23 protein-coding genes, 1 pseudogene and 1 riboswitch are annotated in these 26,025 nt (G+C 68.2%); of the genes and pseudogenes, 10 read left to right on the forward strand and 14 right to left on the reverse strand.

Annotation, left to right across the window (positions count from 1 at the left end; genetic code table 11):
- Positions 1 to 73: 73 nt before the first annotated feature.
- The 3 genes and pseudogenes from TBIF_RS03190 to TBIF_RS03200 form a co-directional block, all read right to left on the reverse strand.
- Positions 74 to 379, reverse strand: a pseudogene (locus TBIF_RS03190) (TrkH family potassium uptake protein); the annotation flags it as partial.
- Between the two features lie 151 nt (positions 380 to 530).
- Positions 531 to 1,538, reverse strand: a complete 1,008-nt coding sequence (locus TBIF_RS03195; RefSeq protein ID WP_024793421.1) for an alpha/beta hydrolase — start codon at positions 1,536 to 1,538, stop codon at positions 531 to 533.
- A gap of 105 nt (positions 1,539 to 1,643) precedes the next feature.
- Positions 1,644 to 2,921, reverse strand: a complete 1,278-nt coding sequence (locus TBIF_RS03200) for a GAF domain-containing protein (RefSeq protein WP_024793422.1) — start codon at positions 2,919 to 2,921, stop codon at positions 1,644 to 1,646.
- A 118-nt stretch (positions 2,922 to 3,039) separates the two neighbouring features.
- On the opposite strand from TBIF_RS03200, the gene TBIF_RS03205 reads away from it, so the two are divergent.
- Complete coding sequence (locus TBIF_RS03205; protein ID WP_024793423.1) at positions 3,040 to 4,893, forward strand: NAD(P)-binding domain-containing protein; 1,854 nt, start codon at positions 3,040 to 3,042, stop codon at positions 4,891 to 4,893.
- Between the two features lie 87 nt (positions 4,894 to 4,980).
- On the opposite strand, the gene TBIF_RS03210 is transcribed toward TBIF_RS03205, so the two are convergent.
- The 9 genes from TBIF_RS03210 to TBIF_RS03250 form a co-directional block, all read right to left on the reverse strand.
- Positions 4,981 to 6,192, reverse strand: a complete 1,212-nt coding sequence (locus TBIF_RS03210) for an ABC transporter permease (RefSeq protein WP_024793424.1) — start codon at positions 6,190 to 6,192, stop codon at positions 4,981 to 4,983.
- A complete protein-coding gene (locus tag TBIF_RS03215; RefSeq protein WP_024793425.1) occupies positions 6,189 to 7,094 on the reverse strand; it encodes an ABC transporter ATP-binding protein in 906 nt (301 codons plus the stop codon). Before TBIF_RS03215 ends, TBIF_RS03210 begins: the two co-directional genes overlap by 4 nt.
- A gap of 2 nt (positions 7,095 to 7,096) precedes the next feature.
- Positions 7,097 to 7,636 (reverse strand): hypothetical protein, encoded by a 540-nt coding sequence (locus tag TBIF_RS03220; RefSeq protein ID WP_024793426.1) that lies wholly within the window; start codon positions 7,634 to 7,636, stop codon positions 7,097 to 7,099.
- Positions 7,629 to 7,904: a helix-turn-helix transcriptional regulator gene (locus TBIF_RS22780; RefSeq protein ID WP_051461331.1), complete on the reverse strand. Its 276-nt coding sequence runs from the start codon at positions 7,902 to 7,904 to the stop codon at positions 7,629 to 7,631. Before TBIF_RS22780 ends, TBIF_RS03220 begins: the two co-directional genes overlap by 8 nt.
- 685 nt (positions 7,905 to 8,589) lie before the next feature.
- Positions 8,590 to 10,260, reverse strand: a complete 1,671-nt coding sequence (locus TBIF_RS03230; RefSeq protein ID WP_051461332.1) for a DHA2 family efflux MFS transporter permease subunit — start codon at positions 10,258 to 10,260, stop codon at positions 8,590 to 8,592.
- Positions 10,261 to 10,313: 53 nt separating this feature from the next.
- The gene (locus TBIF_RS03235) at positions 10,314 to 11,330 is read right to left on the reverse strand and encodes an NADP-dependent oxidoreductase (protein WP_024793428.1); all 1,017 of its coding nucleotides are present in this window, start codon (positions 11,328 to 11,330) and stop codon (positions 10,314 to 10,316) included.
- 17 nt (positions 11,331 to 11,347) lie between these two features.
- Positions 11,348 to 13,003, reverse strand: a complete 1,656-nt coding sequence (locus TBIF_RS03240) for an ABC-F family ATP-binding cassette domain-containing protein (protein WP_024793429.1) — start codon at positions 13,001 to 13,003, stop codon at positions 11,348 to 11,350.
- Between the two features lie 168 nt (positions 13,004 to 13,171).
- Positions 13,172 to 13,309, reverse strand: a complete 138-nt coding sequence (locus tag TBIF_RS25605; RefSeq protein WP_158506308.1) for a hypothetical protein — start codon at positions 13,307 to 13,309, stop codon at positions 13,172 to 13,174.
- A 163-nt stretch (positions 13,310 to 13,472) separates the two neighbouring features.
- Positions 13,473 to 13,937 carry a tRNA (cytidine(34)-2'-O)-methyltransferase gene (locus tag TBIF_RS03250; RefSeq protein WP_024793430.1) on the reverse strand — a complete coding sequence of 155 codons (465 nt, stop codon included), beginning with the start codon at positions 13,935 to 13,937 and terminating at the stop codon, positions 13,473 to 13,475.
- A 296-nt stretch (positions 13,938 to 14,233) separates the two neighbouring features.
- Between TBIF_RS03250 and TBIF_RS03255 the strand changes: the two genes are divergently transcribed.
- The 4 genes from TBIF_RS03255 (at position 14,234) to TBIF_RS22785 (ending at position 18,415) form a co-directional block, all read left to right on the forward strand.
- Complete coding sequence (locus tag TBIF_RS03255; RefSeq protein ID WP_024793431.1) at positions 14,234 to 16,474, forward strand: NADP-dependent isocitrate dehydrogenase; 2,241 nt, start codon at positions 14,234 to 14,236, stop codon at positions 16,472 to 16,474.
- Positions 16,475 to 16,563: 89 nt separating this feature from the next.
- On the forward strand, positions 16,564 to 17,133 hold the full coding sequence (locus TBIF_RS03260) for a hypothetical protein (RefSeq protein ID WP_148302140.1): 570 nt from the start codon (positions 16,564 to 16,566) through the stop codon (positions 17,131 to 17,133).
- Positions 17,134 to 17,186: 53 nt separating this feature from the next.
- Entirely contained in the window at positions 17,187 to 18,041 is an 855-nt protein-coding gene (locus TBIF_RS03265) for a bifunctional methylenetetrahydrofolate dehydrogenase/methenyltetrahydrofolate cyclohydrolase (protein WP_200182783.1), read from the forward strand.
- Between the two features lie 5 nt (positions 18,042 to 18,046).
- Positions 18,047 to 18,415 carry a DUF3017 domain-containing protein gene (locus TBIF_RS22785; RefSeq protein ID WP_024793434.1) on the forward strand — a complete coding sequence of 123 codons (369 nt, stop codon included), beginning with the start codon at positions 18,047 to 18,049 and terminating at the stop codon, positions 18,413 to 18,415.
- 153 nt (positions 18,416 to 18,568) lie between these two features.
- On the opposite strand, the gene metX is transcribed toward TBIF_RS22785, so the two are convergent.
- On the reverse strand, positions 18,569 to 19,711 hold the full coding sequence (metX, locus tag TBIF_RS03275) for a homoserine O-acetyltransferase MetX (RefSeq protein WP_024793435.1): 1,143 nt from the start codon (positions 19,709 to 19,711) through the stop codon (positions 18,569 to 18,571).
- Entirely contained in the window at positions 19,708 to 21,030 is a 1,323-nt protein-coding gene (locus tag TBIF_RS03280; RefSeq protein WP_024793436.1) for a bifunctional o-acetylhomoserine/o-acetylserine sulfhydrylase, read from the reverse strand. Before TBIF_RS03280 ends, metX begins: the two co-directional genes overlap by 4 nt.
- A gap of 186 nt (positions 21,031 to 21,216) precedes the next feature.
- A riboswitch (SAM riboswitch) is annotated at positions 21,217 to 21,328 on the reverse strand.
- A 261-nt stretch (positions 21,329 to 21,589) separates the two neighbouring features.
- On the opposite strand from TBIF_RS03280, the gene TBIF_RS03290 reads away from it, so the two are divergent.
- From TBIF_RS03290 to TBIF_RS03310, 5 genes are all read left to right on the forward strand, one after another.
- A complete protein-coding gene (locus TBIF_RS03290) occupies positions 21,590 to 22,807 on the forward strand; it encodes an NADP-dependent isocitrate dehydrogenase (RefSeq protein WP_024793438.1) in 1,218 nt (405 codons plus the stop codon).
- A gap of 220 nt (positions 22,808 to 23,027) precedes the next feature.
- Entirely contained in the window at positions 23,028 to 24,194 is a 1,167-nt protein-coding gene (locus TBIF_RS03295; protein ID WP_051461333.1) for an MFS transporter, read from the forward strand.
- A gap of 10 nt (positions 24,195 to 24,204) precedes the next feature.
- On the forward strand, positions 24,205 to 25,002 hold the full coding sequence (locus TBIF_RS03300; protein WP_148302141.1) for an exodeoxyribonuclease III: 798 nt from the start codon (positions 24,205 to 24,207) through the stop codon (positions 25,000 to 25,002).
- Positions 25,003 to 25,007: 5 nt separating this feature from the next.
- Positions 25,008 to 25,469, forward strand: coding sequence for a guanyl-specific ribonuclease (locus TBIF_RS03305; protein ID WP_024793441.1), 462 nt, complete (start codon positions 25,008 to 25,010; stop codon positions 25,467 to 25,469).
- Positions 25,469 to 25,942, forward strand: a complete 474-nt coding sequence (locus tag TBIF_RS03310; protein ID WP_024793442.1) for a barstar family protein — start codon at positions 25,469 to 25,471, stop codon at positions 25,940 to 25,942. The genes TBIF_RS03305 and TBIF_RS03310 overlap by 1 nt, the downstream gene beginning before the upstream one ends.
- Positions 25,943 to 26,025: the final 83 nt, after the last annotated feature.

The following is a 26,025-nucleotide window of genomic DNA, read 5'->3' on the forward strand; positions in this document are numbered from 1 at the left end:
ATTGCCTACGAGGTAGCGTCAGTCGCAGTCGCTTCTGCGGCATAACCCCGTCCACTTTTCCGGGGGAACCTCACACCTCCGCCGCCGCGTTCAGGCGGGCCCGCAACCCGAGGCGGTTCGCCAGGACGAGTCCGGCCACGGTCGCCATCGTCATGATGCCGAACCCGCCGACCTGGATCAGGCCCAGGATGATCGCCTGGCCCAGACCGGACCAGTGGGTGGCGGTGTCCACGACGATGAGACCGGTCAGGCACATTGAGGAGGTCGCGGTGAATAGCGCGTCGAGCACGCTCGTGTCCGACCCCGGCAGGCTGGCGGCGGGGAGGAGGAGCAGTCCGGTCCCGATCAGGATGGCGGCCGCGAACCCCAGCGCGACCATGCGCACCGGTGTCAGCGCCGCGCCTCGCCGCCAGGGCTCTGGCCGCGGGGCGAGGGGAGGCGTCACCGCTCAAACAGTAGTGGCCGCAGTTCGTCGGCCCGGCTATTCACGGCCCGGCGCGTCCACCCGGACCGCGAAGCGGGACTCTCGCTCAAATCCCGAGCGAGCGCGCCAGGGTGGGCCAGGACTTCGGCAGCTCGTCGCGCCAGTATGCCCAGGTGTGCACGCCCGAATCGTTGTAGACGAAGGTGGCCGGGATGGACAGGGACGAGAGTCTGGCGTCGAGGTTGCGCGTGCACGCATAGGACACCGCCTCGAGGGGGCCGCCGACCGCGACGAGCTCGAGCAGGTCGGGGTTGTCCAGCGTCTCGTTATAGCCGGGCAGGCCGGTGGCCGTCGAGACGTAGATGTCCATGCCGCGGAGCTGCTCGGCGTGCCGGAACACGTCATGCGCGGCCCAGTCCGGGTCGCCCAGCGGACCCCACATGTTGTGGATGTTGCCGTCGTAGCTGTCGATGATCAGCCCCATCTGCGCGAAGCCGATGGGGTTGTCTGTCTCATAGCAGCCGCTGAACGCCGCGACGCCCGAGTACAGCTCCGGGTTGCGGAACGCCAGCATCATCGCGGAGTGCGCGCCCATCGACAGGCCCACGAGGGACTGCGCCCCGTTGCCGTTGAAGCGCGCGTCGATCAGGGGCGGCAGCTCCTGGGTGAGGAACGTTTCCCACTTCATGTGCCCCAGCACGGGGTCGGTCTGCTGCCAGTCGGTGTAGTAGCTGGCGCGCCCGCCGGTGGTGATCACGGCGTTGACGGGCTTGTCTTCGAAGAACTCGACGGCTTCGCCCTGCTCGATCCAGTTGTTGGTGCCCGGGGTCGCGGAGCGGCCGTCGAGCAGGTAAACGGTGGGGCGCGCGGTGGTGGCGTCGCGGGGGAGCAGCACCTGCACCTGGACCTCGCCCTGCATGGCGGGGGAGTCGATGAACACGCGCACCTGGCGGTCGGTGATGGGCTCGACGCGGGTGATCACCGCGGTAGAGGTTTGGGCGGTGGCCGGCGACGCGACGGCTGTCGGACCAGCTGCGAGCAGCGAGCCGAGAACGACGGCGGCCAGCGCGGTGGCGCGCAGGCGGCGACGGAACTGTAGGGCCTCGGACCTCATAGTGGAGCTCACTTTCAACCAAAGGGCCGGAGACAGGGAGTCGTCACTGACAGCCACAATGGATGATAGCCGACGGATGCTGGCTGCCACTGTGGGATGGCTGAATCAGAATCGGGTGGCGAGCGCGCGCACTCCCGGGCTGGCGACACGCCGGACGAAGGGGGTGTCTGCGAGCTGGTCCGCAGCGCCCAGCCTGACCATCAGATCCACGGACTCCGCCAGCCGGTAGGGGCGGCTCTCGACGACCCCGCCGAGCGTGCGGCGCAGCCGGGAGATCTCCGCGCGGACGGTGACGACGTGGTCGGGGTCCCCGTAGATGGCCTGGCTGAGCTCCGCCGCGGTGAGGCCCGCCGTGCCGCGCACATGCAGTAGGACCAGCAGCTCCGCGTGCCGGGTGGGCAGAGCGCTGCGCCACGACGCGTCCGCCCCGGACACCTCGATCGCCGGCTCCCCCGAGAGGTCCAGCGTGAGCAGGAATCTGGTGGCGTCGCCGGTGGCGCGGATCAGCCAGCCGTCGGTGATCGGCTCGGGCATGCACAGGCCGAGGCCGGGGATCTGCAGGGCGCGGCCGAGCCGGGGCACGGCGATGCGATCCGCCGCGGAGACGCCGGTGGCGTGCGCTACCCAGCCGTGCTCGTCGACCAGCAGCACGGGGCCGCGGGTGGAGGCGAGAGCCGGGGCGGAGGCGGTGCGCAGGCGCTCGAGCCGCTGCTCGTGGTGGCGCCACAGTTGCGACTCGGCCATCCGCACGGCGGTCTCGACCAGCGCGTTGATCATCGGGTGGAGGGTGAGGGCGGGCCCGCTCACGTCGACGACGCCCAGCAGCTCGCCGGTGCGCGGGTCGTGGATGGGGGAGGCGGTGCAGTACCACGGGTGCTGGGATTGCTCGAAGTGCTCGGCGGAGAACAGCTGCACCGGCGCGGCCTCGGCGAGCGCGGTGCCGATGGCGTTGGTGCCCACCCGCTGCTCGGTCCACTCGCTGCCCTCCAAGAATCCCAGCTGGTCGGCGCGCTGGCGGATCCGCGCGGAGCCCATTCGCCACAGAATGATGCCGTCGGCGTCGGCGACGACCATGAGCAGGTGCGACGCGTCGGCGATGGCCGCGATGACCTGTCCCAACTCATCCACGACCAGTGCCAAGGGGCTCTCGCGGCGGCGGCGCTCGATCTCGGTCAGAGGCAGCGGGTGGCGGGCATTCTCCGCACCGGGCGCCAGCCCTGAGGCGAGCACCCGGGACCAGGAGCGGGAGACCACCGGTCGCGGCGCGGACCCGGCGGTGCTGCCGCCCAGGACCGCGTCATGGACCCGGGCCAGCTCGCGGGCGTATTGCGGCAGGTCGACGCCAGCCGCTATCGCACTGAAGCCGCTTCGCCCGTGTCCCACACCACAGTTCTACTCGACGGGGCCCGCGGGGTCGAGTCCGATGCAACGCGATGCAACCATTGTCGTCCTCCGTGATCGGGTGTGTGCTCTGTGTCACAACAGCGATCAAGGAGTTGCCATGACCGAGATGCTCACCAGGCCCGACACGCAATTCACGGAGCCCCAGTCCATCGAGCACAGCCCGCAGGCCCGCGTCGACGCGTGGTTGGCCGAGTTCGAATCCGCGCTCGCCGCCCGCGACATCCAGCGTGCTGCCGGACTGTTCGCCGTCGACAGCTACTGGCGAGACCTCGTCGCCTTCACCTGGAACCTCAAGACCGTCGAGGGGCGTGCGCAGGTCGCGGACATGCTGTCCGACAGGTTGGCCGATGCGAACCCGTCGGGCTTCAGCGCCACGGCGACACCGGACGAGGCCGACGGTGTCGTCAGCGCGTGGATCGCGTTCGAGACTGCGACCGGCCGCGGCGAAGGGCATCTGCGGCTGAAGGCTGCCGAGTCGGGAGATGGCGCCGGGGATCAAGCATGGACCCTGTTGACCACGCTGCAGGAGCTCAAGGGTTTCGAGGAGTCGCGGCCGCGCGGCGCCAAACACGGCGCGGACAAGGCCCGCATCACGTGGGCGGAGGAGAAGGAGATCGAGGAACGCGAGCTCGGTCGCACCACCCAGCCGTACGTCGTGATCGTCGGCGGGGGGCAGGGCGGCATCGCGCTCGGCGCCCGCATGCGCCAGCTCGGCGTGCCGGCCATCGTGATCGACAGCCACGCCCGCCCCGGCGACCAGTGGCGCGGTCGATATAAGTCCCTGTGCCTGCACGATCCCGTCTGGTACGACCACCTCCCGTACCTGCCGTTCCCCTCCAACTGGCCGGTGTTCGCGCCGAAGGACAAGATCGGCGACTGGCTCGAGATGTACACCAAGGTCATGGAGGTCCCGTACTGGAGCTCGACCACGTGCACCTCCGCCTCCTATGACGAGGACTCCCAGGAGTGGACCGTCCAGGTGAACCGCGACGGCGAGGAGCTGACGCTGCGACCCAAGCAGCTCGTCATGGCCACGGGCATGTCCGGCAAGGCCAACGTGCCGGTGTTCACGGGCGCGGACATCTTCGAGGGCGATCAGCACCACTCCAGCAAGCATCCCGGGCCCGATAAGTATGTCGGCAAGAAGGTCGTCGTCATCGGCGCCAACAACTCCGCGCATGACATCTGCGGGGCGCTGTGGGAGAACGGCGTCGACGTGACGATGGTGCAGCGCTCGTCCACCCACATCGTGAAGTCCGACTCGCTGATGGACCTGGGCCTGGGCGACCTCTACTCCGAGCGCGCGCTGGCCGCCGGCATGACCACGCACAAGGCGGACCTGACGTTCGGCTCGCTGCCCTACCGGATCATGCACGAGTTCCAAATTCCGGTGTACGACGCGATCCGCGAGCGGGACAAGGACTTCTACGACCGGCTCGAGGCCGCGGGCTTCGACCACGACTGGGGCGACGATGGCTCCGGGCTGTTCATGAAGTACCTGCGGCGCGGCTCGGGCTACTACATCGATGTTGGCGCGGCGGAGCTCGTGGCCAACGGCGACATCAAGCTGGCGCACGGCAACATCCGCGAATTGACCGTGAACTCCGTCATTCTGGAGGACGGGACCGAGCTGGCGGCGGACGTCGTCGTCTACGCCACCGGCTTCGGCTCGATGAACGGCTGGGTGGCGGACCTCATCGGCCAGGACGTCGCGGACAAGGTCGGCAAGGTGTGGGGCCTGGGCTCGGACACCACCAAGGACCCCGGGCCGTGGGAGGGCGAGCAGCGCAACATGTGGAAGCCCACCCAGCAGGAGGCGCTGTGGTTCCACGGCGGCAACCTGCACCAGTCCCGGCACTACTCGCTCTACCTCGCGCTGCAGCTCAAGGCCCGATACGAGGGGCTGGCAACCCCCGTCTACGGGCTGCAGGAGGTGCACCACCTGAGTTGAGGCCCAGCCCCAGTGAGTGTGGAGCGAACTGTACGGCTTTCCCGCGTACAGCTCGCTCCACACTTCTCGCATTTCTGGCCGTGGCGCTTACCGCCCCAGCGCCTGGCGCAGCGAGACCTTGCTGCCGGTCTGCAGGACGGAGCGCTGGTAGATCTTGGCGGCCACGATCGACAGCGCGAAGCAGGCGGCGATCATCAGCAGCACGGTCACCACGATCTGCACGGGGTCGGCCAGCCCGGCGGCGATCCGCATCGGCATCACCGTCGCGGAGAACGGCGGGATCCAGCTCATCACGGTCATGAACGTGCTGTCGAGGCTGTTGATACCGAAGAACGCGACGTAGACCATCGCCATGACCAGCAGGGTGATCGGCATCGTCGTGGAGTTGACCTCCTCCTGGCGGGAGACCATCGAGCCGCCGGCGGCGTAGAGCACCGCGAAGAAGATGAAGCCCAGGACGTACCAGACGAGTACCGCGATCAGCACTGCCGTGGCCGTGCCGGTCACCGTGATGAGCCCGGTGGCCAGGCCGGTGACGAGGCCCGCGACGCTGACGAGCGCAACCTGCAGCAGGCCGATCGCGCCGAGCCCGAAGATCTTGCCCCACAGCAGGTGCAGCGGCTTGATGGTGGAGAGCAGCACCTCCACAACGCGGCTGCTCTTCTCCTCGACCACGCCGACGCCGACCGCGACGCCATAGACCGTGATGCCCATGAACAGCAGGCCCGCGCCGATCGCGGCGAGGATCAGCCGCTGGCCCTCGTCGGCGTTCGGCGGGTTGATCGCCTCGACGGTGACGACCGCGCCCTCGGTGTCGGACTGCAGCTTGGCCTGGTCGACGTTCTGCGCTGTCAGCGCCGCGTCGGTGGCCTGAGCGCGGACGACGCCGTCCAGCAGCGAGTGCAGGTCGGTGTCGAGGGACTTGTCGGTCAGCGCGGTGACAGCGCCGTCGTCGGCCGACACCAGAGCGACCGCGACAGTCTCGTCCCCGGCCTGCGTGCGGGCCTCCTCCGCGGAGAGGTCCACAGTCTGGATGTCAAGGCCCAGTGCGGGTCCGGCGGCGGTGAGGGCGGGGCCGAACTGCTGGGCGCTGCCGACGAGGCCCACCTTGGTCACGTCAGGCTTGCTGTCCCCGCCGACGAAGATGGAGGTGACGATGAGGCCGCCGATCATCAGCGCCAGGATGAGGGCGTTGCTGATGAGGAAGGACTTCGTGCGGGCCCGGGTGGTGAACTCGCGCTGGGAGACCAGGGCGATGGTGCGCAGCGCGCTGGTGTTCAGGGTGTTGGGGGTGCTCATGCGGACACGACCTCTCGGAACAGTTCAGTCAGGGACGGGCGGCGCGCGGCGAAGTGGCGGACAGGGCCGGTGGCGAGCGCGGCGGCGAGGACGGCCTGGTCGTCGGCCTGCGATTCGAGCTGCACGACGGTCACGCCGCCGTCGTCGCCTTCGCTGAGCACGGTGACGCCGGCGAGCTGATCGGCCCAGCCCCGCGGGGCCGCCGTGGCCTGAATCTCGAGCTGGCGCGGGCCCTTGGCGCGCAGTGCGTCGACCTCGCCGATGTCCGCCATCGTGCCGGCGCTGACGATGCCGACGCGGTGGCACAGGCGCTCGACGAGCTCGAGCTGGTGGCTCGAGAAGATCACGGGCACACCGGTTTTGGCCTTCTCGACCAGCACCTCGCTCATGACGTCCACGGCCACGGGGTCGAGCCCGGAGAAGGGCTCGTCGAGGACCAGCACGGCCGGATCGTGCACCAGGGCGGCGGCGAGCTGCACCCGCTGCTGGTTGCCCAGGCTCAGGTCGTTGACCATGTCGCCGGCGCGGTGGTCGATGCCGAGCCGCTCGGTCCAGCGCCGCACGGAGGCGTCGGCGTCTGGCTTGCTCATGCCATGCAACCGCGCCAGATATGAGAGTTGTTGTCCCACCTTCATTTTCGGATAGAGCCCGCGCTCCTCGGGCATGTATCCGATGGTGCGGCGCACGTCGAGGTCCACCGGCTTGCCGCCCAGGCGGACCTCGCCGGAGTCGGCGGAGAGGACGCCGAGCGCGATGCGCATGGTGGTGGTCTTGCCCGCGCCGTTGCTGCCGACGAAGCCGAAGATCTCGCCGGGGCGGACCTCGAAGCTCATGTTGTCCAGCGCTTGCACCGCGCCGTAGCGCTTGGAGACCTTGTCGATGGTGAGGGTGTTGTCGGTCATGGTCATGCCGCTTCCGTGAGGTAGTCGTCGGGTTCGGGGTCGGTTCGGGTCCAGGCCAGGATCATTGCCGGCGTGCAGGCTCCGATGATGAGAGCGGTCAGCACGAACATGCCTGCCGAGTAGGTGGGGAACGTGATGGCGCCGTCGCTGGAACCGGCGACGATCAGCGCGAAGGCCGGGACCATGGCAAGGCACTGGGTGACGGTCAGCCCGATGGAGCGGGCGCTGTCACGCTGGCGCAACTCGCGTTCATCGAGGGCGTCGCGCGGTGCGTCGCTCTGCCGGCCGGAGACCACTTGAAGGGTCGTCCACACCGGCAGGAACACGACGACCACCGGTAGCCACAGCACCGCGCCGAGCATGTTCACCAGGCAGATCGCGGCGACGACGATCATGCAGGCGAACGTCGCGCACAGCGTCACCACCAGCGCGCGACGGCGTTTCTGGATGCGCCAGCCGGGCAGCCAGTGCTGGAATTTCTCCTCGTTCCTCAGGAACCGCCGGGTGCGGAAGTCTTGGTATCGGTCGATGACGTCAGGCATCGGTCTCTCCAGACGGGAGGGTTGGCGGGTACAGGGGCCCGAACTCGGACCGGGCGAACACAGCCTCGACGGGTAGGCCGAAGACCTCGCAGACGCGCAGCGCCAGGTCCAGGCTGGGGGAGTGGTCGCCGCGTTCCATCGCCCCTATCGTCTGCGGGTTGACGCCGACGATCTCCGCGAGTTGGGCCCTCGACATCTTCCGGTCCGCGCGCAGCACGCCGACACGGTTGAAGAGGGGAAGCTTCTGCCCCTTACGGGCTGTGTTCATGTGTTGAAGTGTTGTGTAAACACAACGGTTTGTCAAAATATGGCAACAGGATGAGTTCATCCTCTGTGATGGCGATCGTGTGCTCGCTATGCGACGTCCGCGATCCCATTTGCGGACAGGATGGCCTCCCGCGTCGACCTTCGCGACGCCAGCCATCGCGACGGTGGCCGGGCAGGCTCGAGGCATCTCCGGCTTCGGCCGCTCCGGAGGCCGCGATGGGGAGCCTGTGCGGCCCCTACGTTCCGCGGGCACCAGGCGCCCGCTTTGGTCGGGAATCTAGGTGATGGGGACGGGGTTCTGCCCGCTGGTGCGGTCAGAGACGGTCCGTGTTCGCTGCGACCTGGGCAAACGGCCCAATGGTGTGGTCAGGATTTTGACCAGCGGGCACCTGGCCTGCGATTGTTGTGAAGGAACGGCCCAGATCCCCCCGTTGGTGAAGGCTGACCAGCCGCCACCACCCGGTCGACCTGGGCCTTTCCCGCAGCACTCGATTCGAGGCTCGTCCACCGGGGGATTTTCGGTGTCTGATGCTCCCGATCGAGGTGATACGGGCACCATCTACCCGCGCAACGTAGGCCCGCGGCAGGACTATCCGCAGAGCTGCACGCCGAGCGACAGCCTCTGCAGCGGTGGCACAGAGAATTCGGTGCCACCGCTGCAGAGGATGCTCGGTCGAACTGATCGCTTAGGCGTCGGCTCCCACGGGCTCGGCCAGCGGATCGTCCTCGTCAGCCGACGCATCTGGGGCCGGAGCCGCCTGCCGCGAGACCTGTAGCACCCGCAGCGAGGCGATCAGCCCCAGGATCAGGAACGCGAGCCCGCCCATCAGCGCCCACTGGGTCGCAGAGGCGAACGCCTCGGACAGATCTCGGATGACGCCTTCGGGGCCGTGGCTATCGCGCAGTCCGGCGATCGCGCCGCCCGCGGACTGGCGGGTCGCATCGGAGAACTGCTCCGCGGGGCCGGTCATCTTACCGAGGTAGTGCGCCAGCCCGACCGACAGCACCGCGCCGACGACAGCGGAGCCGAGTGCCGAGCCGATCTGCCGCACGGTGCTCTCGGTCGCGGAGCCCTGTCCGGACAGCGCCACGGGGAGGTCTTCGAGCACCGTGCTGGTCAGCTGCGCCGCGGCGAGGCCGAGGCCGACGCCGTAGATGATGAGCACCCCGCCGATGGTGATAGGGGAGGCATCCGCGCTGACGACGAACGCCAGCGTGATCACGCCGATGATCTCCAGGGACACGCCGACAACCACGGTGCCCGCCGCGCCGATCAGCGCGGCCAGATGCCGGGCCATCGCGCCGGAGATGAAGGCGCCGGCGGCCATCGTCGCGAGCACGAAGCCCGCGCCGAGCGTGCCGAGGCCGATGGCGTTGATCAGGAACAGCGGCAGCACGAAGATCAGGCCGAACTCACCGACCGCGATCATCATCGCCGCGACATTGCCCCAGCTGAACGTGGGGGTGAAGAACATGTGCAGATCCAGCAGCGCGGACCGCTTGACCTTGGCGCGGTGCTTCTCCCCGAACACGAACAGAGTCAACGCGACAGCGGCGACGACGAGCAGGATCGGGACGATCGAGATGGCCATGTCGGTGCCCCAGGTCAGGCCGAACAGGCGCAGCTCCGCGATCGGCTTCCACCAGCCGATGGATGCGCCTTCGATGATCGCGAAGACCAGCGCGCCGAAGCCGACGGCGCTGAGCAGCAGCCCGTCGATGTCGAAGCCTGGACTCTTGTCGCCGGAGCGGGTCTCGGGCATGGCGATCAGCGCGGCGACGATGAGGAGCAGGCCGACGGGGATATTGACGTAGAAGATCCACTGCCAGCTGAACGAGCTGGTCAGCCAGCCGCCGAGGAGTGGGCCGAGCGCGGCCGCGCCGGACATCACCGCGCCCCACACGCCGAACGCCGCCGCGCGGTCCTTGCCGCGGAAGACCGCGTTCACCGTGGAGAGCGTCGAGGGCAGGATGCACGCGCCGCCGATGCCCTGCAGGGCGCGGGCGGAGATCAGCATCTCCGCGCTGTTCGAGCGTGCCGCCCAGAGGCTGCCAGCGAGGAAGATCAGGATGCCGATGATGAAGATGTTCCGCCGGCCCAAGCGGTCGCCGAGGTTTCCGGTGGTCAGCAGCAGCGCGGCGAACACGATCGAGTAGAGCGAGTTCACCCACTGCGCGTCGGTGATGTCTAGATGCAGGTCGTTGATGATCGTCGGCAGCGAGACGGCGACGATCGTGCCATCCATCACGATCATGGCTAGGCCCAAGGCGACTACAACGAGTCCCCACCACTTGGACACGCGTGGGGCAGGGGAGAGCTCTGAGGACACCGGGGTTTCAGTCACAGTGGTGACCATATGGCACACGGTGGACGGCCCGCATCAATCTTAAGTTGTACGTCCAGTTCAGTTTAGAAGCGCACGACCATTTTTCCGATGTTCTTGCCGTCCATCATCTGGAGCAACGCGTCGACGGCCGAGTCGACGCCGCCGTCGACGAACGTCTCCCGATACTGGACCTGCCCGGACTTGAGGTAGCCGCCGACCTCCTGCGCGAACTGCCCTTTCAGGTGCGGGAAGTTGCGGACGAGGAAGCCCTGGATGCGCAGCTGGCTGGCCACCACCAGCCACATGTTGCGCGGCCCCACCGCGGGCACAGTCGAGTTGTACTGGGAGATGGCCCCGCACACGGCGATTCGGCCCCCGACGTTGAGCGTGCCGATCGCGGCCTCGAGGTGCTCGCCGCCGACGTTGTCGAAGTACACGTCGATGCCGTCGGGCGCGGCCTGAGCCAACTGCTCGGCGATGGGGCCGTCCTTATAGTTGAAGGCGGCGTCGAAGCCGAGCTCGTCCACCAGATAGCGGACCTTCTCCGCGCTGCCGGCGGAGCCGATGACCCGCGCCGCGCCGCGGGCCTTGGCGAGCTGCCCGACGAGCGAGCCGACGGCGCCGGCCGCGCCCGAGACGAACACGGCGTCGCCCTCCTTGAACGACGCGGACTCGGTGAGCCCGCCGAACGCAGTCAGCCCCGTCATGCCCAGCACGCCCAAGTAGGCGGTGGCCGGGGCCAGGTCGGTGTCGATGATCTGGGCGGAGCGGGCGGGCAGGACCGCGTGGTCGCGCCAGCCGAGGCCGTGCAGCACCATCGCGCCGACGGGCAGCTCGACATCGGGCCCGACCGCGATCACCTCGCCCACCGCCCCGCCGTCCATCGGCTTGTTCAACTCGAAGGGCGGGACATAGGACTTGCGGTCGTCCATCCGCCCGCGCATGTAGGGGTCCACGCTCATCGCCACGTTGCGGACCGTGATCTCGCCGGGGCCGGGCACCCGCAGCTCCTCCTCGACGATCGCGAAGTCGCCGGGAGTGGGCGCGCCGTGGGGGCGGGCGACCAGGTGGACGGAGCGGGCGGTGGCGAATGGCGTCATGGGGCCACTATGCCTGACTAGTCCGACGGCGGGAAAGACTCATGCAGCTGGCCATCCGCGATCTCCCAGCGGGCCGTGGCGCGCACGGTGGCGAGCATCCGCCGGTCGTGTGTGACCAGCAGCAACGTGCCCTCGTAGGACTCCATCGCCTGCTCCAACTGCTCGATGGCGGGCAGGTCGAGGTGGTTGGTCGGCTCGTCGAGGACCAGCAGGTTCACCTCGCGGGCCTGCAGCAGCGCGAGCGCCGCGCGGGTGCGCTCGCCGGGGGACAGGGACGACGCGGGCCGGCCGACATGCGCGCCGCGCAGCCCGAACTTCGCCAGCAGCGTGCGCACGTCCGCGTCCGGCCAGTCCGGCACGGCCGCCCCGAACGCGACGGCCAGGGGCTCCTCACCGAGGAACAGCCCGCGGGCCTGGTCGACCTCGCCGAGCGCGACGCCCGAGCCCAGCGACGCGGTGCCCTCGTCGGGTGTGAGCTTGCCGAGCAGCAGCGCCAGCAGCGTGGACTTACCCGCTCCGTTCTCGCCGGTGATCACGATGCGGTCGCCCCAATTGACCTGCGCGGTAATGGGTCCCAGGGCGAACTCGCCGCGGCGGATGACAGCCTGGCCGAGCGTGGCGACGATGCTGCCGCTACGCGGGGCCGCGGCGATCTCCATCCGCAGCTCCCACTCCTTGCGTGGCTCCTCGACCACCTCGAGGCGTTCGATCCGCTTCTGCGTCTGCCGGGCCTTTGCCGCCTGCTTCTCCGACGCATCGGCGCGGAACTTGCGGCTGGCCTTGTCGCTGTCCTTGCCCGCCTTCCGCCGAGCGTTGCGGACGCCGTCGGAGAGCCAGTTGCGCTGCATCTGCGCCCGGCCCTCCAGCGATGCCTTGGTGTCCGCGTACTCTTCGAAGTTCTCACGGTCGTGGCGGCGGGCGACCTCGCGCTCCGCCAGATACGACTCGTAGCCGCCGTTGTAGATGTCCACGCGCTGCTGCGCCAGATCCAGCTCCACGATCCCGGTCACGGTGCGCGCCAAGAACTCTCGGTCATGGCTGACCACCACGAGCCCCACGCGCGTCTCGGTCACGAACTCCTCCAGCCGCTCGAGTCCGGCGAGGTCGAGATCGTTGGTTGGCTCGTCGAGCAGCAGCACGTCGTAGCGGGAGAGCAGCAGCGAGGCCAAAGCCGCGCGGGCCGCCTGCCCACCGGAGAGCGCGGTCATCTTGGTGCCCAGATCCACGCCCAGACCCAGCTCCGCCGCGACCTGCTCGGCGCGCTCGGCGAGGTCCGCCCCGCCCAGCGCCAGCCACTTCTCCAGGGCCGGGGTGTAAATATCCTCGGCCGCGTCGGGGTCCGAGAGCGACTCCGCCGCGGCATTCATCTGCGCCTCGGCCTCAGTCACGCCGGTGCGCCGGCCGAGGAAGTCCAGGATGGTCTCGCCTGCGCGGCGGTCCGGCTCCTGGGCGAGGTGCCCGACGGTGGCGTCGGGCGGGCTGAGCGAGACCGTGCCGTCCGCATCAGCCGTCGACTCCCCGGCAAGCCTGCGCAGTAGTGTCGACTTGCCGGCTCCGTTGACGCCGACCAGCCCGATCACGTCGCCCGGGGCGACCACAAGGTCGAGGTCGGAGAACAGGGTGCGTTCCCCGTGCCCCGCGGAAAGTCCACTGGCCTGCAAAATTGCGCTCACAGGCTCCAGTATGACGGAGCGGCCGCGCTGCGAAGAACGCTGCACGCCCCGCCAAGCGCCCCGCTCGCCCTGCCAAGATCGCCGCGGCTTCGTGGAGCGGCCGTGGTTGCAACGACGGTGCGGCTACGAAGCCGCGGCGAAATCGGCGGGGACGCGAGCCGGTGGTGACTAGACCCCGCTGAGGCCTGCAAGGCTGATGCTGATGCTCGGGGCGAAGCTGGAGCCCAGTTCCAGGGCGGGGGCGAAGTCCAGGACGGGGGAGATGACGGGGGCGAAATCGCGCATCTCGGTGACGTTCTCGAACATTGTGTCCTCCAGGGCTTTTCGTGTTGCGGGCGGTCGCTCGCCCACCAATAATGAGGTAAGCCTTACCTATTTAGCAAGCGTGCAGCCGGGTGATGATAAACACAATGTTTCTGATTTGAATGACGATCATCGTCGGGGGATGCTTGAGCGTTACAGGTGGTGCTCAGCTGCCGCCCGCGTAGCCGTGCTGGCGCCAGGCCTCGTAGCAGGCGACGGCCGCAGAATTGGACAGGTTCATCGAGCGTCGACCGGGCAGCATGGGGATGCGGACTTGGCCGGTGATGTGGGCGTCGGCCAGCACCTCGTCCGGCAGTCCGGTGGGCTCGGAGCCGAACATGAGCACGTCGCCCGGCTGGTAGGCGACGTCGGCGAAGGACCGCGTCGCCTGCGTGGTGAACGCGTAGACCCGCTCGGGCTCGATGGCCTCCCAGGCGGCTTCCAGGCTCTCATGCACAACGACGGTCGCCAGGTCGTGATAGTCGAGCCCCGCCCGACGCAACTTGGACTCGGACAGGTCGAAGCCCAGTGGGCCCACCAGGTGCAGCTCGGCCCCGGTGCCGGCGACCATGCGGATCGCGTTGCCGGTGTTGGGTGGGATCAGGGGCTGGTGGAACATCACTTTGAACACAGCACACGGTAGCAACGCCGGGACGGTCTTAGTCGCGGACTGGCGCTGACATCCGCCTCGGTATCACGAGGCCTGAGCCCGGCCAGCTCCATGACGCGGAGCCCCGTCTGTGTCGACACATTCTCGTTTGTAGGTGCTGCCTGGAGCTAGCAGTACAGGTCACGGCAACCCGAGGTGTGTGCCAGGTCTCTATTTGGGAGGCGAGTCGATTCGCGTCACGAAAAGCGGGACAATGTCAGGCGACTGAAAATTTCGATAGTTCCACAAGAACAACGATAAGAATGAGGTTGCCACCGATGGCCTCCAAAGACCAGACGATCATCTACACCCTGACCGACGAGGCGCCCCGCCTCGCCACCACCTCGTTCCTGCCGATTATTCGCACCTTCACGGAGCCGGCCGGAATCGACATCCAGACCCGGGACATCTCCGTCGCCACCCGCATCCTGGCCACGTTCCCGGACTACCTGACTGAAGACCAGCGCGTCCCGGACACCCTGGCCGAACTGGGCGCGAGCACGCAGGATCCGACGACCAACATCGTCAAGCTCCCGAACATCTCCGCTTCGGTCCCACAGCTGAACGCCGCGATCCGCGAACTGCAGGAGAAGGGCTACGCGATCCCGGACTGCCCCCAGGATCCGAAGACCCCCGAAGAAAAAGAGATCGCACTCCGCTACGGGACCTGCCTTGGCAGCGCCGTGAACCCGGTGCTCCGCGAGGGCAACTCCGACCGCCGGGCGCCGAAGGCGGTCAAGGAGTACGCGCGCAAGCACCCGCACAGCATGGGCAAGTGGTCGATGGCGTCGCGCTCGCACGTTGCGCACATGAAGCACGGCGACTTCTACGCCGGCGAGAAGTCGATGGTCGTCGACCACGACTGCGACACCCGCATGGAGATCATCACCAAGAGCGGCGAGACCATCGTCCTCAAGGAGAAGGTCAGCCTCGACGCCGGCGACGTCATTGACAGCATGTTTATGAGCAAGAAGGCGCTCCTCGAGTTCTACGAGGAGGAGCTCAACGACGCCCGCGACACCGGCGTCATGTTCTCCCTGCACGTCAAGGCGACGATGATGAAGGTCTCGCACCCGATCGTCTTCGGGCACGCGGTCCGCGTCTTCTACAAGGATGCCTTCGCCAAGTACCACGAACTGTTCGAAGAGCTGGGCGTCAACGTCAACAACGGCCTCGTCGACCTGTACGACAAGATCGACAAGCTGCCGTCGTCGACCCGCGATGAGGTCCGCCGGGACCTGCTCGCCTGCCACGAGAACCGTCCCGAGCTGGCGATGGTCGACTCGGACAACGGCATCAGCAACTTCTATTCGCCGAGCGATGTGATCGTCGACGCGTCGATGCCCGCGATGATCCGCTCGAGCGGCAAGATGTACGGTGCCGACGGCCGCCTGAAGGACACCAAGGCAGTGATGCCGGAGTCGACCTTCGCCCGTATCTACCAGGAGATCATCAGCTTCTGCAAGACCAACGGCGCGTTCGACCCGACCACCATGGGCACCGTGCCGAATGTCGGACTGATGGCTCAGAAGGCCGAGGAGTACGGTTCGCACGATAAGACCTTCGAGGTCCCCGAGGCCGGCATCGCCAACATTGTCGACGTCTCCACCGGTGAGGTCCTGCTGTCGCAGGACGTCGAGGAGGGCGACATCTGGCGCATGTGCACCGTCAAGGACGCGCCGATCCGCGACTGGGTGAAGCTGGCGGTGGAGCGCTCGCGCGAGTCGGGCATGCCCGCGTTGTTCTGGCTCGACCCGTACCGCCCCCACGAGAACGTGCTCATCGGCAAGGTCCGCGAGTACCTCAAGGACCACGACACCGAGGGCCTCGACATCCAGATCATGTCGCAGGTGCGCGCCATGCGGTACACCCTCGAGCGCCTGATCCGCGGTCTCGACACGATCTCCGTCACCGGCAATATCCTGCGCGACTACCTGACCGACCTGTTCCCGATTCTGGAACTCGGCACCAGCGCCAAGATGCTGTCGGTTGTCCCGCTGATGGCGGGCGGCGGCCTCTATGAGACCGGTGCCGGCGGCTCCGCGCCGAAGCATGTCACGCAGCTCGCCGAGGAGGACCACCTGCGTTGGGACTCGCTCGGCGAGTTCCTGGCTCTCGCGGTCAGCGTCGACGACCTCGGCCGCAAGGCCAACAACCCGAAGGCGCGGGTCCTGGCCAAGGCCCTCGACGCGGCCACCGGCACGCTACTCGACAACAGTAAGTCCCCGTCGCGCAAGACCGGTGAGCTCGACAACCGCGGCAGCCAGTACTACCTGGCCCTGTACTGGGCACGGGAGCTCGCCGCGCAGACCGAGGACGCCGAGCTGGCAGCTCACTTCGCTCCGCTGGCAGAGTCGCTGGGGTCGCAGGAGGAGAAGATCATCGCCGAGCTGGCAGAGGTCCAGGGTCACCCCGTCGACCTCGGTGGCTACTACCTGGCCGACGCCGACAAGCTGGACGCTGCGATGCGCCCGAGCAAGACGCTCAACGCGGCTCTCGCCGCGTCACGCGGCAAGTAACTGCTCGCTGAATAGAACACCGAACGCCCGGCCTGCCCAGCGCAGGTCGGGCGTTCGGCGTTGTCCGCGCGCCGGTGTACCGTCGCCGCATGGGAATTCGCGTGGCAATCGTGTGTGCAATCGTCTCGGCGGCGCTCGTCGGCTGTGCCAGCAGCGGGGGCGGCACAGACCCGGCGATGACCACTGAGGCAAGCGTGCTGAGCCCGTCCTCGACAGTCGCGCCGCACTCCGCCGCGACCCCGAGCCAGACTGAGGCATCCGCAGCCAGCGCCAGCACGGCCGCGCCCACAGAGTCTGCGGGCGTTCCGGCGACGTCGTCGGACATGGGGGCCAGTGCCGTAGGGGGCCCGGCGACGGCTGCACTGCAGGCCCGTGCGACCGAGCTGAGCCAGCGGCTCAACGCGAACGACGCCGCCGGCGCCTGGACCTACTATTCCCCCCGCTGCCAGGAACTGGTCGGCGATGTTGACGTGTACTCGCAGCTCATGGCTGCCAACTACGACGGCCGCACCCCGCAGATCACCTCGATCACCGCGACAGTCGACGGCGCCCGCGGCGAGGTTGTGACCATCGACGAGGACCCGAATGTGTCGGCGGCCTCCGCGGACCCCCGCATATGGACGCTCGCCGGCGGTGTGTGGCAGTTCGATAATTGCTGACGGGGAAGGGGGGCGCACAGCGCGCGGGGAGGCCACCTGAGAGAATGGGGAGCGTGACTGCGACGATCCTCGACGGCAAACTGACCCGCGACGAAATCTTCGTCGACCTCAAGACCCGAGTGGCCGCGCTGGCCGCGCAGGGCATCGTCCCGGGACTGGCGACGATCCTGGTGGGCGACGACCCCGGCTCCCGCTCCTACGTGCGCGGCAAGCACCTCGACTGCGCGAAGGTCGGCATCACGTCGATCCGCCGCGACCTGCCCGCGGACGTCTCCCAGGCCGAGCTCGACGCCACTATCGACGAGCTCAACGCGAACCCGGACTGCACCGGCTACATCGTGCAGCTGCCCCTGCCCAAGCACCTGGACGAGAACGCCGCGCTCGAGCGCATCGACCCGGACAAGGACGCCGACGGCCTGCACCCGGTCAACCTCGGCCGCCTCGTGCTCGGCAAGGAGGCGACGCTGCCCTGCACCCCGCGCGGCGTCGTGCACCTGCTGCGCCGCTACAACGTGCCGATCGACGGCGCGCACGTGACCGTCGTCGGCCGCGGCGTCACCATCGGCCGTCCGATCGGCCTGCTGCTGACCCGCCGCAGCGAGAACGCCACCGTCACCCTCTGCCACACCGGCACCAAGGATCTGGCCGCCGAGGTGCGCCGCGCTGACATCGTCGTCGCCGCTGCCGGCGTCGCGGGCCTGATCACCGCAGACATGGTCAAGCCTGGTGCCGCGGTGCTCGACGTCGGCGTCAGCCGTACCCCCGACGGACTGCGCGGGGACGTCGCCGACGACGTCCGCGAGGTTGCCGGCTTCATCTCCCCGAATCCCGGCGGCGTGGGGCCGCTGACCCGCGCGTTCCTCCTGCAGAACGTGGTGGAGCGCGCCGAGCAGCTGGCGCGCGCGTAGCGGCCATGACCGATCCCGCGGACGCGCGAGCGGACTGGCCGGTGGACCGGGCCGGGCCGGTCCACATCCTGCCGCCCGCCGGCCCGCCGACCACGCTGCTGCACCGGCTCTACACGATCCACCTGCCGCTGATCCTGATCGGGCTGGGTCTGTTCGTCGCAGTCGTGCTGGTGGCGATGGACCGCTGGCGGCGCGGCACCCTGGTGTTCGGCATCGTCACTGTTGGCGCCGCCGCGATCCGACTGGTGCTCTCGGAGGACCGCGTCGGTGTGCTCGCGGTGCGCAGCCGCCTGTTCGACGTCGCGACGCTCGCCACGTTCGGCGGCCTGGTGATCTGGTTGGGCGCGTCGATCGAGTCGCTCGGCACGGGCTAAGCCCAAGCCCAGCCCAGCCAGTTTCGCTTTGCGCCCGTTGTGCGGCCGTGCGTACCCTGCGGCATGCGTAAAGCCACGTTTGAGGCGCAAAGTTCCGAGCAAAAGGCGCAAAAGGCCAGCCACCCCGAGCAGGGGTGGCCGGCCTTTTCAGTGTTATGAGCGGGCCGCCCGGGCCAGCGCCATCGTCTCGGTCATCAGCTTGCCGACGGCCTCGAATTCGGTGAGGAACGCGTCGTGCCCGGCGCTGGTCTCGATGATCCGCAGTCCGGCGCAGTTCGGCAGTCCGTGGGCCAACTCCTCCTGGAGCCGGATGGGGTAGAGCCTGTCCGTGTCGAAGCCGGCGACGATAGTCGGCACCGTACAGCTCCCCAACGCCGCCTCGATCCCGCCGCGGTCGTAGCCCACGTCGTGGCGGTTCAGCGAGTCCGTGAGGACGACATAGCTGCCGGCGTCGAAGCGCGCGACCAGTTTGTTGGCCTGATGCTCCAGGTAGCTTTGCACCGCGTACCGGCCGCCGGCTCGCGGGTCCTCGCCGCCCTGCCCGTCATTGCGGAAGCGGTTGTCCAACTCCAGCTCGGCGCGGTAGGCCAGGTGCGCGAAGCGCCGGGCCAGGCCGAGGCCGGAGGTGGGGAAGGAGCCGGTCTCGTAGTAGTCGCCGCCCTGCCAGTTGGGGTCGGCCAGAATCGCCTGGATCTGGCTGGACTGGGTGCCGATCTGGTCGGCCGTGGCGCGCGCGCCGACGGCCAGCACCAGGGCCGAGTCCACGCGGTCGGGGTGGGTGATGGCCCACTCCAGCGCGCGGGCGCCGCCCATCGAGCCGCCCATGACGGACGCGACGGAGCGCACACCGAGCAGATCTAACGCCCGGGCCTCGGCCGCGACCTGGTCGCGGATGGAGACGTACGGGAAGCGCGAGCCATACGGCTTGCCGTCGGGCGCGATCGAGGACGGCCCCGTGGTGCCGCCGCAGCCGCCGAGCGCGTTGGTGGAGATGACGCACCACTCGTTGGTGTCGAGGGCCTGCCCCGGCCCGACGAGCCCGTCCCACCAGCCCGCATTGGTGTGGTCCGCGTCCGGCGGGCCGGCGACGTGAGTGTCCCCGGTCAGCGCGTGCAGCACCAGCACCACGTTGTCACGAGATTCGGACAGCTCGCCCCAGCGCTGAATCGCGATGGTGACGTCGGCCAGCTCGGCCCCGCTCTCCAGAGTCATGGGGCCGATCTCGACCGTGCCGAGCTGCCCGTCCGGCGACGGCAACCGCGCCGGACGGGCAGCCTGAACAGGACTCACTGTCAAGATGCCGCCGCCACGAAACCGCTGCGCAGGTCGGCGAGGATATCCTCGATGCCCTCCAGGCCGACGGCGAGGCGGACCTGGCCGGGGGCGGTGCCCGCGGAGCGACGCTCGGCCTCGGAAAGCTGCGAATGCGTGGTGGTCCAGGGGTGGATCACCAGCGAGCGCACATCCCCGATGTTGGCGACGTGGCTGTGCAGCGTCAGCGCGTCGATGAACTTGCGCGCGGCGGCCTCGCCGCCAGCGATCTCGAACGTGAGGACCGCGCCGGTGCCACGCGGGGCCAGCTTGCGGCCCCGGTCGTACCACTTGGACGACTTCAGGCCGGCGAAGGACACGGACTCGACCGCGGGCTCGGACTCGAGGAACTCCGCAACGGCCTGCGCGTTGGACACATGCCGCTCGATGCGCAGGCTCAGCGTCTCCAGGCCCTGCGCGATGAGGAAGGCGTTGAACGGGGCCGGGGCCGCGCCGATGTCGCGCAGCAGCTGCACGCGGGCCTTGAGGGCGTAGGCGGGCGCGCCCAGGTCCGCGAACACGACGCCGTGGTAGCTGGCGTCGGGCTCGGTGAAGCCCGGGTAGCGCGACGCGCCGTCGGCATCGGTGACGGTCCAGTCGAAGTTGCCGCCGTCGACGAGGACGCCGGCGATCGCCGTGCCGTGGCCGCCGATGTACTTGGTGGCCGAGTGGACCACGATGTTCGCGCCGTGCGCGAGGGGGTTGAGCAGGTACGGCGTGGCGATGGTGTTGTCCACGATCAGCGCGATGCCGCTGTCCTTGGCGATGGCGGCGATGCCGGGGATGTCGAGCACGTCGCCGCGGGGGTTGCCGATGGTCTCGCCGAAGAACGCCTTCGTGTTCGGGCGGACGGCCGCGCGCCACTGGTCAAGGTTGTCGGGGTCCTCGACGAACGTGACGTCGATACCGAGCTTGCGCAGCGTGTAGTGGAACAGGTTGAACGTCCCGCCGTACAGGTGCGGGCTGGACACGATGTGGTCGCCGGCGGCCGCGAGATTCAACAGCGCGAACGTGGTGGCGGACTGACCCGAGGCCAGCAGCAGCGCCGCGACGCCGCCCTCGAGCGCGGCGATCCGCTGCTCGACGGTGTCCACGGTGGGGTTCATGATGCGGGTGTAGATGTTGCCCGGCTCCGCCAGCGCGAACAGGTTCTCGGCGTGCTGGGTGTCGTTGAACGTGTACGACGTCGTCTGGTAGATCGGCAGCGCCCGCGCGTTGGTCGCCGAGTCGGGGGACTGGCCCGAGTGGATCTGCTTCGTCTCGAAGGTCCAGTTGGCCGTCGGGTCTGTGACGTTCTCAGTCATTGATGCGCTCCATCAGCAAAGAAATGTGAGTTGACGGCCAGCCCGCACGGTGGGGGCTGCGGCCGGCACGGCAAAAGGCAAGGGGGCCAGTAACTCTGGCGAGTGGATAGGGTGCGTCAGCTCGAGCAACACATCATCAAAAACCTCCGTTGGGGATTAGCCCAGTTCTGTGGGCCCGCCCCAGCGGGCCCGCGCTTGCCATCCGACTGCGGACAACCTGGTCATCACCCGGGGCACCCCACCGCGGTTGGAGGGTTGCCGGCCAGCGAGCCGGGGCTTGTCGCTGACGCTCATGACCTACTGCGATCTTAGACGTACCTATGCGGGGATGATCAAGTGGTGGTTTCCGGCGACGTCCGCGTGGCCTGTTCAGGCATGGCGAGAGGAGTCCAACCGCGTCCCGGCGATTGGGATCGGGACGGATAATTATCACCACCTGGGCTGGGTGGCGCGCTCGCGTATTACCCTCGTCAAAGAAGACTGGGTTAGGTCCGGGCTGTTCACAAGGCACATCGGACTACACGAGTTGATAAGGCTTGTCTAGGAGGACGCGGACCACATGTCCAAGATTAAGGTCGAGGGAACCGTCGTCGAACTTGATGGCGACGAGATGACTCGAATTATTTGGCAGTTCATCAAGGACAAGCTCATCCATCCTTACTTGGATGTGAACCTTGAGTACTACGACCTGGGTATCGAGGAGCGCGATCGCACCGATGACCAGATCACCATTGACTCCGCGAACGCCATCAAGAAGCACGGTGTGGGCGTCAAATGCGCCACGATCACCCCAGACGAGCAGAGGGTCGAGGAGTTCGGCCTGAAGAAGATGTGGCGGTCGCCCAACGGCACCATCCGCAACATCCTGGGCGGCACGATCTTCCGTGCGCCCATCATCATCTCGAACGTGCCGCGCCTGGTGCCGGGCTGGACCAAGCCCGTCGTCGTCGGCCGGCACGCGTTCGGCGACCAGTATCGCGCCACGGACTTCAAGGTCGATCGCCCCGGCACCGTCACCATCAGCTTCACCCCGGATGACGGCAGCGCGCCGATCGAGCACGAGGTGTGCCAGATGCCGGAAGACGGCGGCGTCGTGATGGGCATGTACAACTACAAGAAGTCCATCGAGGACTTCGCGCGCGCATCGCTGGCATACGGGCTGCAGCAGAACTATCCCGTGTACCTGTCGACGAAGAACACCATCCTCAAGGCCTACGACGGCATGTTCAAGGATGAGTTCCAGCGGGTCTTCGAGGAGGAGTTCAAGGCGGAGTTCGACGCCGCGGGCCTGACTTACGAGCACCGCCTGATCGACGACATGGTGGCTTCCTCTCTCAAGTGGGAGGGCGGCTACGTCTGGGCGTGCAAGAACTACGACGGCGACGTGCAGTCGGACACCGTCGCGCAGGGCTACGGCTCGCTCGGTCTCATGACGTCCGTGCTGATGACACCGGACGGCAAGACGGTCGAGGCGGAGGCCGCGCACGGCACCGTCACCCGGCACTACCGCCAGCACCAGCAGGGCAAGCCGACGTCCACGAACCCCATCGCGTCGATCTTCGCGTGGACCCGTGGACTCGAGCACCGCGGCAAGCTCGACAGCACCCCCGACGTGGTGGGCTTCGCGCACCTGCTCGAGGACGTCGTCATCAAGACGGTCGAGTCCGGCCAGATGACGAAGGACCTCGCGTCGCTCGTCGGACCGGAGCAGGCCTACCTGACCACCGAGGAGTTTCTCGGCGCGCTCGATGACAACCTCAAGGCCGCCAACGCCTGAGTCAGCGTCTCTAGGGGACGCCTAGGGCCCTCGAAGATGACGAAGTTGACGTTATTTGACAACGAATGCGTCAACTTCGTCACTTTCGCGGACGCGTACCGCCCCACTGAGACCTCCGTCTCCCACGGCGCGATCTGGGAAGACTCTGGCCCGGCCCGCCGTTGCTCGAGGGGTGAGCACCACTGCGATATCCACCACGGGGAGATCCACGACCCTGCCTATGCTGGCGCTGTCGATGGGCGGTTTCGGGATCGGCACCACCGAGTTCGTCGCGATGGGCCTGCTGCCGGAGATCGCCCACGGCTTCGACGTCACCGAGCCGGTCGCCGGCCACGTGATCTCCGCCTACGCGCTCGGCGTCGTGATCGGCGCGCCGACCATCGCCGCGCTCAGCGCCCGCGTGCCCCGCAAGACCCTGCTGATCGCCCTCATGATCGCGTTCACCCTCGGCAACGCGCTCGCGGTGTTCGCGCCCACCTACGAGATCCTCATCGCCGCGCGGTTTGTCGCTGGCCTGCCGCATGGCGCCTACTTCGGCGTCGCCGCGCTGGTGGCCGCGGAGCTGGCCCCGGCTGGCAAGCGCGCGAAGGCCGTCGCGCAGGTCATGCTGGGCCTTTCCGTCGCCAACGTGGTCGGGGTGCCCCTCGCCTCGGTCGTCGGGCAGCACTTTGGCTGGCGCAGCGCCTTCGCGATTGTCACGGTCCTCGGCGCGTGCACCATCGCCGCGCTGGCCCGCTGGCTGCCCGTGATGCGCTCGATGCCCGCCTCGAGCCCGCGCGCCGAACTCGGCGCGCTGCGGCGCTCCCAAGTGTGGCTGACCCTGGCCGTCGGGATGGTCGGCTTCGGCGGGATGTTCGCGGTGTACACCTACATCAGCACGACGCTCACCGACGTCGCCGGACTGCCGGTGTTGCTCGTCCCACTGGGGCTGATGGTCTACGGCATCGGCATGGTGGTCGGCAACCTCGTCGGCGGCCGCATCGCGGACCGCGCGCTGATCCCCGGCATGTTCGCCATGCTCGCCGCCGTCGCCGTCGTGATGGCGCTGTTCGTGGTGGCCGTGCGCAACCCGTACAGCGCGATGGTGCTGGTGTTCCTGGTTGGCGCGTCGGGCGCGGCCCTGGTCCCGGCGCTGCAGACCCGGCTGATGGATGTGGCCGAGGGTGCGCAGAATCTCGCCGCGTCGCTGAACCATGCCGCCCTGAACGTCGCCAACGCGGGCGGCGCGTGGCTGGGCGGGCTGGTTATCGCGGCGGGCTTCGGCTACACGGCCCCCGCGGCGGTGGGCGCGCTGCTGGCCATCGCCGGGCTCGCGATCTTCGGGGTGGCGATGCTGCTGCAGCGGCGCACGACGGCAGAAGAGCGGGTTGTCGTGGCTGTGCACTAGCCTGCTCGATGTGTCGACCATTATCACCACCGTCAATGTCAATGGCATCCGTGCCGCCGCTAAGAAGGAACACGGCATCCTGGCCTGGTTGGCCAGCACCGCGTCCCAGATCGTGTGCCTGCAGGAGGTGCGCGCGGATGACAAGCAGCTGCACGCCTCGCTGGCGCCAGCGCTCGAGGCCGGTTGGCACCTGGTGTCCGCCGAGCCCGAGGTCAAGGGCCGCAACGGCGTCGCCATCCTCTCCCGCACGCCTGCCGACGCGCACCGCATCGGCTTCGGCGACCCCGAGTTCGAGGGCTCCGGCCGGTACCTGGAGGCCGACTTCGGCGACCTGACCGTCGGCAGCCTCTATCTGCCGTCGGGGGAGACGGGCACCCCGAAGCAGGAGGAGAAGGAGCGCTTCATGGCGACCTTCGGCGAGTACCTCGGCAAGGCTGCCGCGGGCGGTCGGGACACCGTGGTGGTGGGTGACTGGAATATCGCCCACACCGAGCTGGACATCAAGAACTGGAAGGGCAACAAGAAGAGCTCCGGCTTCCTGCCCAACGAGCGCGCCTGGCTCGACGAGCTATTCGCCGACGGCCGCTGGGTCGACGTGCCCCGCAAGCTGCACCCCGAGGTGGAGGGGCCGTACAGCTGGTGGTCCTACCGCGGGCAGGCCTTCGACAACGACGCCGGCTGGCGCATCGACTACCAGCTGGCCACCGCCGACCTCGCAGAGCGCGCGGTGTCCTCGGTGGTCGAGCGCGCCGTCAGCTATGACCTGCGCTGGTCCGACCACGCGCCGGTCACGGTCGAGTACCAGTGAAGGACATGTCCGCGCGCTCGAAGCTGATCATGAGCGTGCTTGTGCTGGTGGTCGTGGGGCTCGGGAGCCTGCTCGGGTTCGAGAGCTTCGGCGGGTCTGATACGCAGTCCACCACCACGGCCTCCCCGTCTTCGTCCTCCACCGCCGTCGCTGAGACGGTCGCACCGAGGGGAGTGACGGCTGTCCCGATCCCGCAGCAGGCGTTCGACACGCTCCAAGAGATCGACAACGGCGGCTGGCCGGACTCCGCCAACGCACCCGGCACCAAGGGTGGCCTGACGTGGCAGAACCGCGGCGGGGACCTGGCCAAGACGACGGCGGACGGCACGCGGATCACCTACCAGGAGTGGGACGTCAACCCGAAGGAACGCGGCCAAGGCCGCGACGCCGAGCGCATCGTCACCGGCAGCGACGGCAGCGCCTGGTACACCGGCGACCACTACACCAGCTTCATCAAGATGCGCTGATGACGACGCTGCGAGAGTTCTACTCCGACGCTGGCCCCGTCGCCGGCCTCCTCCCCGGTAGCCCGCACGACGCGGCCGCGGTCGGCTACACACGGCCGCAGGGCTTCACGCTGCGCGCGGTGCGGGGCTCGCGGATGCCCACCGTGGCCGGGGTTTTCGACGAGTTCGCGGCCGCACTGCAGTTCCCCTACTACTTCGGGGCGAACAAGGACGCATTCGACGAGTGCATGCGCGAGCTCGACGAGACCCTTGGCTCGGCCGTCGGCTATGTGCTGCTGGTGCGCGACGCTGACCTGCTGCTGTGTGACGAGCCCGGGGAGTTGGCGTGGTTCGCCGAGGCGATGGCGTTCTACGCGGAGCACTGGGCGGCGCGGGGCGTGGCGTTCAAGGTGCTGCTGCAAGCCGCGGAGCCAGCCGTCGTCGCGCGGTCGTGGCGAAAGGCGGGCCTTGCCCCGGGCATGATCGGCGCGTAGGTCTGTTAGGCGGGTACGTCCGCCGATCACAGGTTGCCACCGGCTGGGCCAACGAGCCATTCCGGGACCATCGTGAAAGTATG

The organism is Tomitella biformata AHU 1821, assembly GCF_000524475.1.
In the GTDB taxonomy this organism is placed as follows: Bacteria; Actinomycetota; Actinomycetes; order Mycobacteriales; family Mycobacteriaceae; genus Tomitella; species Tomitella biformata.

What these genes read in the sequence shown, in the direction of transcription:
- TBIF_RS03230 (WP_051461332.1), bottom strand. Translation starts at nt 10,260, where the DNA reads ATGGTCACCACTGTGACTGAAACCCCGGTGTCCTCAGAGCTCTCCCCT.
- TBIF_RS03305 (WP_024793441.1), top strand. Translation starts at nt 25,008, where the DNA reads ATGTCCGCGCGCTCGAAGCTGATCATGAGCGTGCTTGTGCTGGTGGTC.
- TBIF_RS03195 (WP_024793421.1), bottom strand. Translation starts at nt 1,538, where the DNA reads ATGAGGTCCGAGGCCCTACAGTTCCGTCGCCGCCTGCGCGCCACCGCG.
- TBIF_RS22785 (WP_024793434.1), top strand. Translation starts at nt 18,047, where the DNA reads ATGACCGATCCCGCGGACGCGCGAGCGGACTGGCCGGTGGACCGGGCC.
- TBIF_RS03220 (WP_024793426.1), bottom strand. Translation starts at nt 7,636, where the DNA reads ATGCCTGACGTCATCGACCGATACCAAGACTTCCGCACCCGGCGGTTC.
- TBIF_RS03260 (WP_148302140.1), top strand. Translation starts at nt 16,564, where the DNA reads ATGGGAATTCGCGTGGCAATCGTGTGTGCAATCGTCTCGGCGGCGCTC.
- TBIF_RS25605 (WP_158506308.1), bottom strand. Translation starts at nt 13,309, where the DNA reads ATGTTCGAGAACGTCACCGAGATGCGCGATTTCGCCCCCGTCATCTCC.
- TBIF_RS03310 (WP_024793442.1), top strand. Translation starts at nt 25,469, where the DNA reads ATGACGACGCTGCGAGAGTTCTACTCCGACGCTGGCCCCGTCGCCGGC.
- TBIF_RS03205 (WP_024793423.1), top strand. Translation starts at nt 3,040, where the DNA reads ATGACCGAGATGCTCACCAGGCCCGACACGCAATTCACGGAGCCCCAG.
- TBIF_RS03280 (WP_024793436.1), bottom strand. Translation starts at nt 21,030, where the DNA reads ATGACTGAGAACGTCACAGACCCGACGGCCAACTGGACCTTCGAGACG.
- TBIF_RS03290 (WP_024793438.1), top strand. Translation starts at nt 21,590, where the DNA reads ATGTCCAAGATTAAGGTCGAGGGAACCGTCGTCGAACTTGATGGCGAC.
- TBIF_RS03235 (WP_024793428.1), bottom strand. Translation starts at nt 11,330, where the DNA reads ATGACGCCATTCGCCACCGCCCGCTCCGTCCACCTGGTCGCCCGCCCC.
- TBIF_RS03210 (WP_024793424.1), bottom strand. Translation starts at nt 6,192, where the DNA reads ATGAGCACCCCCAACACCCTGAACACCAGCGCGCTGCGCACCATCGCC.
- TBIF_RS22780 (WP_051461331.1), bottom strand. Translation starts at nt 7,904, where the DNA reads ATGAACACAGCCCGTAAGGGGCAGAAGCTTCCCCTCTTCAACCGTGTC.
- TBIF_RS03255 (WP_024793431.1), top strand. Translation starts at nt 14,234, where the DNA reads ATGGCCTCCAAAGACCAGACGATCATCTACACCCTGACCGACGAGGCG.
- TBIF_RS03215 (WP_024793425.1), bottom strand. Translation starts at nt 7,094, where the DNA reads ATGACCGACAACACCCTCACCATCGACAAGGTCTCCAAGCGCTACGGC.
- TBIF_RS03295 (WP_051461333.1), top strand. Translation starts at nt 23,028, where the DNA reads ATGCTGGCGCTGTCGATGGGCGGTTTCGGGATCGGCACCACCGAGTTC.